At 62.2% G+C, this 11,958-nt stretch carries 13 protein-coding genes; 3 read left to right on the top strand and 10 right to left on the bottom strand.

The genetic code is table 11. The features are described 5' to 3' along the window. The 6 genes from DBR18_RS15735 to DBR18_RS15705 form a co-directional block, all read right to left on the bottom strand. Positions 1–753 (bottom strand): suppressor of fused domain protein (locus tag DBR18_RS15735; RefSeq protein WP_177482394.1); only part of this gene is annotated, 753 nt, incomplete at its 3' end. 80 nt (positions 754–833) lie between these two features. After that, positions 834–1,703: a GyrI-like domain-containing protein gene (locus DBR18_RS15730; protein ID WP_108590997.1), complete on the bottom strand. Its 870-nt coding sequence runs from the start codon at positions 1,701–1,703 to the stop codon at positions 834–836. Positions 1,704–1,890: 187 nt separating this feature from the next. After that, positions 1,891–2,385 (bottom strand): PaaI family thioesterase, encoded by a 495-nt coding sequence (locus DBR18_RS15720; protein WP_108590996.1) that lies wholly within the window; start codon positions 2,383–2,385, stop codon positions 1,891–1,893. Between the two features lie 8 nt (positions 2,386–2,393). Further along, entirely contained in the window at positions 2,394–3,551 is a 1,158-nt protein-coding gene (locus tag DBR18_RS15715) for a GGDEF domain-containing protein (RefSeq protein ID WP_108590995.1), read from the bottom strand. 107 nt (positions 3,552–3,658) lie between these two features. Continuing rightward, the gene (locus DBR18_RS15710) at positions 3,659–4,687 is read right to left on the bottom strand and encodes an NAD(P)-dependent alcohol dehydrogenase (protein WP_108590994.1); all 1,029 of its coding nucleotides are present in this window, start codon (positions 4,685–4,687) and stop codon (positions 3,659–3,661) included. A 55-nt stretch (positions 4,688–4,742) separates the two neighbouring features. Beyond that, positions 4,743–4,991, bottom strand: a complete 249-nt coding sequence (locus DBR18_RS15705; RefSeq protein WP_108590993.1) for a hypothetical protein — start codon at positions 4,989–4,991, stop codon at positions 4,743–4,745. 170 nt (positions 4,992–5,161) lie between these two features. Between DBR18_RS15705 and DBR18_RS15700 the strand changes: the two genes are divergently transcribed. Continuing rightward, complete coding sequence (locus tag DBR18_RS15700) at positions 5,162–5,806, top strand: ATPase (RefSeq protein WP_108590992.1); 645 nt, start codon at positions 5,162–5,164, stop codon at positions 5,804–5,806. 86 nt (positions 5,807–5,892) lie between these two features. Beyond that, positions 5,893–6,234, top strand: coding sequence for a hypothetical protein (locus DBR18_RS15695; protein WP_108590991.1), 342 nt, complete (start codon positions 5,893–5,895; stop codon positions 6,232–6,234). 112 nt (positions 6,235–6,346) lie between these two features. Here the strand turns inward: DBR18_RS15695 and DBR18_RS15690 are convergent, their stop codons facing one another. Next, positions 6,347–6,982 carry a TetR family transcriptional regulator gene (locus DBR18_RS15690; RefSeq protein WP_108590990.1) on the bottom strand — a complete coding sequence of 212 codons (636 nt, stop codon included), beginning with the start codon at positions 6,980–6,982 and terminating at the stop codon, positions 6,347–6,349. Positions 6,983–7,093: 111 nt separating this feature from the next. Between DBR18_RS15690 and DBR18_RS15685 the strand changes: the two genes are divergently transcribed. Continuing rightward, positions 7,094–7,759, top strand: coding sequence for an O-methyltransferase (locus DBR18_RS15685; protein ID WP_108590989.1), 666 nt, complete (start codon positions 7,094–7,096; stop codon positions 7,757–7,759). A 39-nt stretch (positions 7,760–7,798) separates the two neighbouring features. On the opposite strand, the gene DBR18_RS15680 is transcribed toward DBR18_RS15685, so the two are convergent. The 3 genes from DBR18_RS15680 to DBR18_RS15670 form a co-directional block, all read right to left on the bottom strand. Then, positions 7,799–8,803 carry an XdhC family protein gene (locus tag DBR18_RS15680; protein ID WP_108590988.1) on the bottom strand — a complete coding sequence of 335 codons (1,005 nt, stop codon included), beginning with the start codon at positions 8,801–8,803 and terminating at the stop codon, positions 7,799–7,801. 10 nt (positions 8,804–8,813) lie between these two features. Next, entirely contained in the window at positions 8,814–10,166 is a 1,353-nt protein-coding gene (locus tag DBR18_RS15675; RefSeq protein ID WP_108590987.1) for a cytochrome c, read from the bottom strand. A gap of 17 nt (positions 10,167–10,183) precedes the next feature. Continuing rightward, on the bottom strand, positions 10,184–11,958 hold a 1,775-nt coding region (locus tag DBR18_RS15670; RefSeq protein WP_256588726.1), incomplete at its 5' end, for a xanthine dehydrogenase family protein molybdopterin-binding subunit.

Here is an 11,958-nt window from a genome sequence, read left to right as displayed (position 1 = left end):
GTCCCGAGCGGTTTGCCCGCCCTTGCGAATGTATTCAAGTTCGGCAGCGGTAATCAGTGTCACGCAGACCAGCTTGACCGCTGACAGGGGCATGTCCTCGATTCGCGTCGGAAAATCCGCTTCAGGGGCGCCCAGCAGCATGCCGGTCATGTCGTCTTCGGTGACGAAGTGCGCTGGCAACTGATCACACATGTAGTGTGACTGGCTGAAGCCGGGAATCTCGTATGACATCGAACCGTATCTTTCCAGCTTTCCCGTGATTCCTCCCGCGTTCGCCACGTCGGCTGCGAGGTGCTTCAGCAGCTCGAATGCCCAGCTTCGCTGGAAAGGATCGACGTCTCCCGGCAGGCCGCGCGCTTGCTCGGGAATGTCCGATGTTTCGATGAACATTTCCATTTCGAACCCGTTGCCGAGGCCTTCAACGCCATCGAAGGGATCGGACATGCCTTCCGTGGCAATGATGATCGAGTCTCCACGACGCACCACCCGGTAGGCCTGGCGGGTAGACGGCCAGTCCGGGCCTCCCATGAAACTCGGACTGATCGCGTAGCCCAGTACGTCCTGCTCGCTGGTGCCGATCGAGTTCCAGTGCCGGTCCAGGCATTTCTGACTGGCCTCCCTTAGCGCCAGATTGGTCTTTTCCGCGTCGCTCAAGTCGTCGTACGAGAAGGTGACGACGTCTGCCTCCGGTTGTTCCGAGGCTTTGGTTTCGTGTTCTTTGCTTGAGGAAAAAAGGTTTTTAAAGAATTTCACGGGCGCTCCCTGCTGAGCCTGGGTCATTTTTCAGGCGTCAGGGTATGGCAACGGTTGCTTTTTCTCCATGGGGATTTCATTTATTGCAAAGGCACGTACACGTCCGTCTGCCATTGCTCCTGCGGCGTCTGGGGATAGACGCTCAGGTAATGGAAAAACAGCGGATGATCGCGCAACTCTTCGCCACTGTCGGGCAGCCAGTCGCGGTAGATCGGGTAGATCGTTTCGCCGATGTGATCCGGTGAACCCACATGACGCACCACCACACAACGCCCGCCGGGAATGAGCATTTCGCGCACGCCGAAGGTGTTGGGCGCCACGGCTTCGTCGATCTCGCCACAGATGGCGAAGCGAAAATCCTCTGCCGGTGTGGTGTCGGGGTTGTTGTAGGGGATGCCGAAGGTGCGGCTCGACGCCACGGGCGACTGGCCGCTGTGCATGCGCCAGGCGATGAATGTCTGCACGCTTTGCGCAACCTCGCCCGGCGCACCGCAGTGTTCGAGTACGGCGACCCGTACGGTGGGGAAATCGATGATTCTGGTTTGCATGATGACGCTCCTGGAAAAGTGAGGGATGGCGAATACCGCATTCCAGACCTGCCAGTTCGGTTGCTTCCTGAAGGCACTCGGTGTCATGCCGAAGTCGCGCCGAAATGCGCGGCTGAAGGCTTCCGGGCTCTCGAAACCGGCGTCGGACGCGGCGGCCAGTATCGAGTGTTGCGGCTGCGCGGCCAGCCGATGGGCTGCCTTGCGCAAACGCATCAGTTGCACATAGCGCGACACCGGCACGCCCACGAAGGCGCTGAATTGCCGATGGAAGTGATACGCCGAAAAGTTCGCCACCTGACTCAACGTGCTTACCGACAGGTCGCCCTCGAGATGCGCGTCGATGTAAGCGAGCACGGCGTTGAAGCGTCGGGTGTAGGCGAAGTGGGTCGGCAGCTCGGACACTGGGTAAAGACTCCTGGAAGTGCGGTCTGCTATAGCCTCGACGATTTCGGGACAGATGCGCCTAGCCGGGTTTGCTCAAGCGTCATTCCTGTAGGAGCTGCCGCAGGCTGCGATCTTTTGACTTTGACCTTCAAAAGCAGAATCAAAAGATCGCAGCCTGCGGCAGCTCCTACAGGGGAGGGGGGAGTCAGCGGCCGTGTGCTGCGTCCGCCAGTTGGTGGGTGTCGACTCGCACGAACACCGAATCACCCACCGCCGTCAGCACATCTCCGGCGTACACCTCGCAGATCACCCGGGTCTTGCGCCCGACTTCGCCTTCGACCCTGGCGCGCAAGGTCAGGGTGACGCCCATGGGCGTGGGTTTGATGAATTTGATGCCAAGGTTGCCGGTGACGCAGTCGATGCGCGGCAGGCTGCCCGGTGCACGCTGCTCGGCGCGGTAGTGGTAAGCCATCGCGGTCCAGTTGGAGTGGCAGTCGATCAGCATCGCCAGCAAACCGCCGTACACTAGATCCGGCCAGCCACAGTATTTGTCGTCCGGCCGGTGTTCGGCCATCACATGCACGCCGTCCTCGTGCCAGTAGCTTTTGACGTGCAGCCCATGCGGGTTGCGGCCGCCGCAGCCGTAGCAGACGCCCTCGGGGGCGGCGAGGTCTTGCAGGGAAGTCTCGGAACGGGACATGGGTCTGATCATCCTGAAGTGGTGAGCCCGGTCAGGCGCAGACGGTTGCGGCCGCCGCGCTTGGATTCGTAGAGTGCGGCATCGCCTTGCTCGATCAGCGCCGCCAGACTGGCCGGCGGCTTGTTGAACAGGGTGGCGCCGATGCTCAGCGTCACCGGCTCGGCAGTGGGGAAATTCTGGATCGCAATGCGCTGAAACTGATCGCGCAGGGTGTCGCCCAGTCTGACGATCTGTTCACTGGGCGCGTTGCTCAGCAGAATGACAAATTCGTCACCGCCCAGACGCGCGGCCAGCCCACCCTCGGGAGACTCGGCGCGGATCATCTCGCTCAAGGCCACCAGCAAACGGTCGCCGGCCGTGTGGCCGTAGTGGTCGTTGACCAGTTTGAAATTGTCGATATCGATCAGCAGCAGCGCGCCGGGTTGCTCTGCACAGACCTCCCGCAGCAGGCGCGGGGCGCGCACTTCAAGGGCGCGACGGTTGAAGAGGGCGGTCAGCGGATCACGGGCGGCCAGTCGGGCGATCTGCTCTTCGCGCCGATAGCGTTCGGTGCCGGTCATCGACAGCGCGATCAGCATGATCGCCATCGCGCCTTCCACCAGCGAGATCTGGATGATTTCGCCACGGAATGCGGCCAGATCGATCAGTGTGCCCGGGATCATCACCGTCATGGCCTTGGCCACATAGAAAATGCCGTGGCCCAACAGCACGTAGCGCAGTTGCACGGCGCCGACGCTCAGCGACTTGCCATGCGGGCGCAACAGCAGACTGGCCTTGAGCGTCGAGGCGGCCACCAGCAACGAGTTGGCGGCCAGCATGACTTTCGACCACAGCGGCCCGTCCGGCAGCAACAGCATGATCAGCCAACTGACGAAGATCAGATACCAGGCCGGGGACAGGCGGATCTGTGTGAAGCGCGCCACCCCCAACAAAAACAGGAAGTGCGCGGTTACCAGCAAGCCGTTGGCAAACCAGATGCCAATCAGCAGAAACCCGTTGCTGCGCAGCAAGGCCAGGGTGGAGCCGAGGGTGATCGTGGCGAAACCGGCGCTCCAGAACAGCAGCGAAGGCTCACGAATGCTGCGCCACTCGACCGCCAGGTACAGCGCGGCAGCAGCTGCGAGAGCGATCGAGATGGTCAGCATCGTTGGTGGGTCGAGCGGCATTTCTTGGGGAGCCTGTCTGAAGGTCGGTTAGACGGGCGATTGTAAGCGTTTGGGGGCGTTTTGGCAGGAGGTGCGGCATCTGCGCAGGCAGACGCCGCACGCAATCGTCACTGGCTGGCGTCCAGCACCACGCGGTAGCGCGCCTTGCCGCTACGCAGATGGTCGACCGCCTCGTTGACCTTGCTCATGGGAAACATCTCGACCTGCGGCAGAATCTGATGCCGGGCGCAGAATTCGAGCATGGTCGCCATGGTGCCGGGCGAGCCGACCGGGGAGGCGGACAGGGATTTCTGCTGCGGGATCAGATCGAAAACATGCACCGGAATCGCGCTGGGCACGACCCCGACGAAATGCAGCCGGCCGTTGCCGCGCAGGGTGGCGAGCATCGCTGTCCAGTCGAGATCGGCGTTGGCGCTGATCAGCAAAAAGTCCAGCGTGCCGGCTATCGCTTTCAGTGCACTGCTGTCGGTCGAGGCCACGACGTTGTGCGCGCCCAGACGCCTGGCTTCGTCCTGCTTGTTCAGTGAAGAAGTAAACGCGGTGACTTCACAACCCCACGCATTTAGAAAACGCAGCGCCAGATGACCGAGGCCGCCGATGCCGACAACGCCGACGCGGTCGGTGGGTTTGACGCCAAACTGCAGCAGCGGGTTGAACACGGTGGAACCGGCGCAGAACAGCGGGCCGACCATCGCCGGATCAAGATTGGCGGGCACCGCAATCGCCCACGCCCAGTGCGAACGCACCCGATCGGCGAAACCGCCGTTGCTGCCGATGATGGTCGGTTGCGCAGTGCCGCACAGTTGTTGCGAGCCGCTGATGCAGGACGAACAGTGCATGCAGCTGCCCTTGTACCAGCCGATGCCGACGCGCTGGCCGAGTTCGAGGCCGCGCACCTGCGGGCCCATGCGCACGATTTTGCCGACCACCTCGTGGCCCGGCACGAACGGGTAGCGGCTGATGCCCCAATCGTTATCGATCAGCGACTGATCGGAGTGGCATACACCGCAGTATTCCACGGCGACCTCAACGTACTCTTCGCCCAAGGGGCCGGGATCGTAGCTGTAGCGTTCCAGCGGGGCGCCGGCGGCGGTGGCGGCCCAGCCGTTGAAGGTTGCAGGTTCGCTGTTGCTCATGGGGACACCTCCGGTTCGACTGACGGGACATTGGCAGCCCGGCAAGTCTAGTCGGTCATGACGCGGGCGCGAGCCAGGTGTCGACGATCCGCCGATCCAGTTCTTCCCAGTACGCCATGCCCAGCACGCGCGTGGTGTTCAGCCCGCGCAGATAACCGCGCAACTGGTTGGCGGTATCGCGCTTGAGCTGCGCATTGGTGATGTTCTTGTCCAGCAACACCTTTTCGTATTGCTCCAGATATTCGGCCACTCGCTCGCGAAAGTCGGGCAAAACTGCGTCGCGGATCAGGTCAAAGGTTCTCAAATCGGCTTCCTCACTGTTGTTCTAGTCATTGTGGCTGAGCATCTAACAAACTTTTTCGTCGGTAACTATCGCTAGAAGTAATAGTGACCATCACGAAACGCAAGTTCAGCTTTGCAGGCAATAGGCGGAAAATCGCCTTCATTGAACACGCAGCTCAAGGAAATTGCGCGATGAAGACACTGACCCGACTGGCACTGATCGCCCTGCTGATGGGCGGCGTGGTAGCCACGGCACCGTCTTACGCAGACGATGCCTGTGAGTGTCATCTTCAACCCATCGCCGGCAGCGCCGCGAACTTGCAGCATTCGCAGAGCGTGGGTGTGTTGTACAGCGAAAACACCCGCGAGAACCTGCAATACCTGACGCGCTACCACGACATGGCGCTGCACGGTGCCAAGGATGCGCTGGACTCGCGGATTCGCGCAGCCTTTGTGCGCAGTTCCGATCCGGAACTGGCGATCGACTGGCTGCTCAGCTCGTTGCAGCGCCAGTTCGTGTCGGTGACCGTCTACGACAACCTTGATGCGCTGATTCTGGCGCATCCGGACATCGTGGTGAAACTCGACACCTTCAACCGCCTGCTGACCCAACAGAACAGCCTGTATGAAGCGCACTTCATCGCGCGCTTCTACGACGCCGACCTGCAGTACATCGGCAAGGCCGAAGGCTCGGTGGAAAAACAGATCCCGTCGGTCTGGGTACACGACAAGGCCGCGCAGGAAATCGCTGCGCAGATCGACAAGCAACGTGATCTGCAACTCAATGCCTTGAAACAGTTCGATGCCTCGCTCAAGGCGCTGGTGGCCTCCAGCTGAATATCAAAACCATAAAGGGCAGCGGGGGCGACGTGACGCTGAACCGCTGCCAGTTGAACCGAACCATTATTTTCAGGATTACCCCGATGCGCGCTTTATTCGCCCCGTCCCTGACCGTTGCCTCCTTGCTGCTCGCCGGTTGCGCCTCAGCGCCGAATGATCCGACGTTGACCTTGCAGACCAGCAAGACCCCGGCGCAATACGCCGATTGCGTGGTGCCGAAGTTGCAGCGCAGTGCGCTGAACCCGACCGTCTCGCAGACCCAGCGCAGTTATCGGATCGTGGTGCCGAGCAAGGTCTCCGCCGATAACGTGCTGGAAGCCTACAAGGCCGGCAGCGGCGGCAAGGTGTTCATCTACGAGCGCCACTTGCTGGCCTCCAACTTCCTGCCATCAAGCTTTGAACGCGCCGCGCAGGATTGCATCTGACCTGGCTGCGTAAACCGTTCTGACCGAGCTCCTTTGGTTGGCCGCAACCAACCAATCCTTTGCCCCGCACCTCATTCGGTTGCGGGGCTTTTTTTTGCCGGAGTTTTGCGCTTCAGGCGACCTGATTCAGCGCCACAATGTAGGCGCTGAACATGTCCGCCAACCCGTCGGCGAAAACCGTGATTTCCTGATCGGTGCGCTCAGTGCCGGAAAAGTCTTTGCCCACCGAACCGAGCGTGGTCAGGATCAGATCGCAGGCCGTGATACGGGTTGGATCGCCGACGTCAGGCAGCAATTGCAGCATGAAGCCTGCAAAGATCCGGCGCCCGACCGCGCGCACTTCGTGGGCTTCGGGCGCATCGCGATAGAGCGGGGCGGCGTCGTTCAGTGCACCACGCATCTGCGCTTCTTCACACTCCGAGCGGATGAACGCCTGCACCAGCGTGCGCAGGCGTGTCAGAGGCGGATGATCGGGATTTTCCAGAATTCGCTGCAGCATCTGCGTGGTGTGCAGCCACTCATCGCTCTGAAGGCGGAACAGGATCGCTGCTTTGTTGGGGAAGTACTGATACAGCGAGCCGATGCTCACACCCGCCTTTTCGGCGACCCTTGCGGTGGTGAATCGGGTCGCGCCATGCTCGGTCAAAACCTGAATAGCCGCCTGCAGAATCGCCGCTACCAGATCGGCGGAGCGTGCCTGTTGCGGCTGCTTGCGCGAGGAAATACGGGCGGTCTGACGATTGCTCATGGGCGGCTCGGGCCTCGGGGGAAACGCGAATAGCGGATCGAGTGAATCACTCGCATCATTTAAATGCGACGAATCACTCGCATCTTAATCCCCCATTGACGGAAAGCAATCATGACCACCCTGACTTCTGAACCATTGGCCAGCCTGATCGAACGCCTCTACAGCCAGGCCTGCGCCGCCACCAGCCCAGTGCTGGAAACGGTGTCGGGCGAGGAGCGCGAGCGCCTGATGCACAGCAAGACCGAGTACCTGCAACTCTACGCCATGCTCAAGGACCTGTGGCTGCCAGTCTCGCGCGACACCGGCAAACTGCTGTACATGCTGGCGCGCACTAGCAAGGCCAAAGCGATTGTCGAGTTCGGCACCTCGTTCGGCCTGTCCACTCTGCACCTGGCGGCGGCACTGCGCGACAACGGTGGCGGCGTACTGATCGGCAGCGAATTCGAACCGTCGAAAATCGCCCTGGCCCGCCATCACTTCATCGAGGGCGGCGTCAGCGATCTGGTGGAAATCCGCGAAGGCGATGCGCTCGTCACGCTCGCCAGCGACCTGCCGCCGTCAGTTGACTTGCTCCTGCTCGATGGGGCCAAGGCGTTGTACGGCGACGTCTTGAGGCTGGTGGAAAAGCACCTGAAGCCGGGCGCGCTGGTGGTGGCGGACAACACCAACTATTGCCCGGAATATCTGGCCCACGTGCGTGAGCCACAAAATGGTTACCTGTCGGTTCCGTTTGCGGATGACATTGAGCTGTCGATGCGACTGGGTGATTACACGTAAGCTTCTAAAGGCCCTGCAGATCGCTATTGTTCCAGCCCGTCAGGCTACCTGCGCCTTGGCGCTGGCAATCGAAAACGCCTTCGGCAGGTTGGCGCCATTCTTCGCGGCCAGAATCTCGGCCATCACGCTGACCGCGATCTCCGCCGGTGTCTTGCTGCCAATGTAGATACCGATTGGCCCGTGCAGCCGCTCGAGTGACGCCTGGGTCTCACCAAAATGCTCGATCAGACGTTCGCGGCGCAGCTGACTGTTGCGCCGCGAACCGATGGCGCCGATGTAAAACGCCGGGCTGTGAAGGGCTTCGAGCAGTGCCAGATCGTCGAGTCGCGGATCATGACTCAAGGCGACGATGCAGGTGCGCAGATCGACCGCGAAGTCGCGCACCACATCATCGGGCATGCCGATAATCCGCTCCACGCCGTTCACTGCCCAGGTTTCGATGTATTCGGCACGTGGGTCGCACACCGCAACCTTGAAGCCGTTGAACAGCGCCATGGTCGCCAGATACTCGGCCAGCGCGCCGGCACCGATCATCAGCAGCCGATACCCCGGCCCCAGGGTATTGAACATCTGTTGGCCGTCGAAACTGAATTGCTCAGGAGTGGCCGTGGTTTCCAGCGTGACGCGACCGCTATCCAGTGCCAGGCAGCGGCGCACCAGTTGCCCGGCATCGAGTTGCACCAGCAGTTCGTTCAGCACCTGCCACGACGGATTGAACTCGAGAATCAGCTCAAGCGTGCCGCCACAGGGCAAACCGAAACGATGCGCCTCGTCGGCGCTGACGCCGTAGCGCACCACCTCGGGCGCCGCGTCCTTCAGGCCGCTGCCGCCATGGGCGGTTGTGTAGCGATCGATCAGGTCGTCCTCGATGCAGCCGCCCGACACGCTGCCCACCACGCGACCGTCATTACGCAAGGCCATCATCGACCCTGTCGGGCGCGGTGAAGAGCCCCATGTGCGCGCCACCGTGGCGAGCAATACTTGCTCTCCGACGGCGAGCCAGTCCCGCGCGGTGCGCAGGACCAGCAAGTCGATGCTTTCCATCAAAATTCCTCTAACGCATTTGCAGGATGATCGGGCTGCTGCTGGCCGGACCCGTACGTTCACGCAGCTTGTTGACGGCCTGCGCTTCAACGCCGCCGCCCTGATTGCCCCAGGTGCTGCGCATGAAGGTCAGCACTTCGGCGATCTCTTGATCCGACAACTGCTCACGGAAGGCCGGCATGCGATAGGCGTCCGGTACTCCGGCTGCCACGACTCGCTGCGAACCATTGAGAGTGATGTTGATGGCCGAGGCGCTTTCCTTGGCCAGTGCCGAAGTGGCGCCGGCCAACGGCGGCATCCATTCTGCCTGTCCCTTGCCGTCGAGCCCGTGGCAGGAAGCACAACGGGTCACGTAGGTATGAGCACCGGGCGCGTCCAGACGTTCCGTCGCCGAAACCGCTTGGTACTGCCATGGCTGGCCGTCGCGCTGACGGTCCCCCGGCAATGACTTGAGATAACGGGCAATTGCGGTCAGATCGTCATCGCTCATGAACTGCGTGGAGTTGTTGAACGCCTCGGTCATCGAGCCGTAAACCACCGCGTGTTCATTGCGCCCGGTCTTGAGGAACTGCACGATCTGCGGCTCGCTCCAGCGGCCCAGGCCGGTGTTGTGATCGTCACGCAGACTCGGCGCGTACCAGCCATCGAGCAAGGCGCCGGCGAGGTACGGCGTGCCGGATTCATCCAGTGCCTTCTCGTTGAACGCCAGACCGCGCGGCGTATGGCAACTGCCGCAATGCCCGGCGCCCTGCACGAGGTACGCACCGCGATTCCACACGTCATCCTGCGACGGTTTGGCCTCGTAAGGCCCGGTATCGGCAAACACACCGTTCCACAGCGCAATCGGCCAGCGCAGGTTCAAAGGGAAAGGAATCGCACTCGGGATATTCGCCTGTTTGACCGGTGCCACGCCTTTCATGAAGAACGCGTACAGCGCTCGCACATCATCGTCACTGAGCTTGGCGTAGGACGGGTAGGGCATCGCCGGGTACAGACGACGGCTGTCGGGTGCCACGCCGTGGCGCACCGCACGGTCGAAGTCCGCCAGGCTGTAGCGACCGATGCCGGTTTCCGGCTCCGGGGTGATGTTGGTCGCGTGGATCGCGCCCAGCGGTGTGGCCATTTCCAGGCCGCCGGCGAACGGCGCACCGCCCGGCACGCTGTGGCACGCCACGCAATCGCTGAGTCGGGCGACGTATTCGCCACGCGCGACCAGCGTCGGGTCGATATCGGCCACGGCGGTGTGGTTGTGTTCAAGGCGCGAGACGGGCTCGCGGGTGACGTACCAGGCCAGCAGGCCTGCCGCGACCAGGCACGGCACTGCCAGCCAGCCTGCGGTTCTTGCGAATCGGCTGTTATTCATGGAGGCTCCGGCGCTGATCAAGTGAAGGTGTGGCGGCTCATGGGCAGGCTGCGCACCCGTTGCCCGGTCAGCGTTGCCACCGCATTGGCGACAGCGGGCGCGACGGCGGGCAGCGGTGGTTCGCCGATGCCGCCCATTTTTTCCCCGCTCTCGACCACGCGCACGTGAACCCGGGCCATCCGCGCAGGCGGCAGAATCGGATACAGGTCGTAATTGCGCGCGCGCGGCTTGCCATCAATCCACACGGCTTCCTCCACCAGCGTCTGCGAGAGGCCCAGCGCCACTGCGCCATTGACCTGCGCTTCGACAATCGCCGGGTTGACGATGCTGCCGGGGTCGATTGCCTGCCAGATGTCGTGCACCTTGACCTGACCGTTCTCGATAGAGACCTCGGCGATCACAGCGGTCTGAGTGCCGAACGGTGACGCCATTGCCACGCCTCGTGCGCGTTTGCTGCCGTCGGCGGCGGTAAACGGCCCGCGCTTCCAGCCACCGGACAGCTCGCCCACTGCTTGCAGCAGCGTGGTCAGTCGCGGGTTGTCGCGCAGCAGATGCAGGCGCAATTCGAACGGGTCCTTGCCGCCCTTGTCGGCCAGCTCGTCAAGAAACGACTCATAGAAAAAGTCGTTGAGCGAGTTGCCCACCGAACGCCAGTAACCGAGCATTGCCGGGCCTTTGGCGTAGATCTGCGCGATGCGCTTGTTGGGGATCGCGTAGGATTTGCCCGACAACCCTTCAAGCGCCGTCGGGTCGAGCTTTTCTCCCTGCTTGCCGGCCAGCGCCTCGGTCGGGCCTTCGGTGGCGCTGATTGCTTCGATTGCCAGCGGCCAGCCGTCGCTGTCCAGCGCCGCGCGGAAATTCACGGCGGCTACAGGACGCAGCACGTCACGCAGGAACTCTTCCTCGCGGCTCCAGATCAGTTTCACCGGGCGACCAACCGCTTTCGATAACTCGATCGCCTGAGGGTAGGGGCTGGCGGCGTCGTACAGGAAGTGCCGACCGAAGAAGCCCCCCAGCAATGGCGAATGCAAGGTGATGCGCGACGGATCCAGCCCGGTGCGTTTGGCGATGTCCGCTCGGAACATGTCCGGCGCCTGATTCGGCAGCCAGACTTCCAGCGAACCGTCGGGATTGAATCGGGCCAGCGCCGACGGCGGCTCCAACTGGCCGTGGTTCAGGTACTGGTTGTGGTAAGTGGCGTCGATCCGGGTCTTGGCGCTGGCCAGAACTGCAGCCACGTCGCCCTCATTTTCATCATCCCTGGCCGGGCCTTTGTCGTCAGCCAGACGTTTGAGCCAGGCGTCGCTGGAAAAGTCCGCGGGCATCGGCCGCACTTTGCTGTCGGCCGTGGGTTCCTGCCAGTCGACCTGTATTGCTTCCACTGCACGTTTGGCGTGCCACCAACGTTCGGCGACCACCGCTACAGCACCCGGCAGACGATGCACGGAATGCACGCCTTTCATCGCCTTGACCTGCTCTTCGTTGCGCAGGTTGCCCACGGTCATTCCCAAACGCGGGGCATGTTGAACGGCGGCGTGTAGCATGTCGTCGACCTTCAGGTCGATGCTGTAGAGCGCCTTGCCCGTGGACTTGTCGTAGGCATCGACGCGCTTCACCGGTTTGCCGATCCAGCGGAACTGGCTCGGATCACGCAGCTGCACCGAGGCCGGATCGGGCACCGGCAGATCCATGGCGTGTTCGGCCAGTTCGCCGTAGGCCAGCGAGCGGCCCGACCTGGCGTGCACGACTTTGCCGGGTTCGGTCGTCAGTTCGCTCACCGGCACCCCAAGCT

The sequence above is a fragment of the Pseudomonas sp. HMWF021 genome (assembly GCF_003061005.1).
In the GTDB taxonomy this organism is placed as follows: domain Bacteria; phylum Pseudomonadota; class Gammaproteobacteria; order Pseudomonadales; family Pseudomonadaceae; genus Aquipseudomonas.
This window is presented reverse-complemented; position numbering and strand designations above follow the sequence as displayed.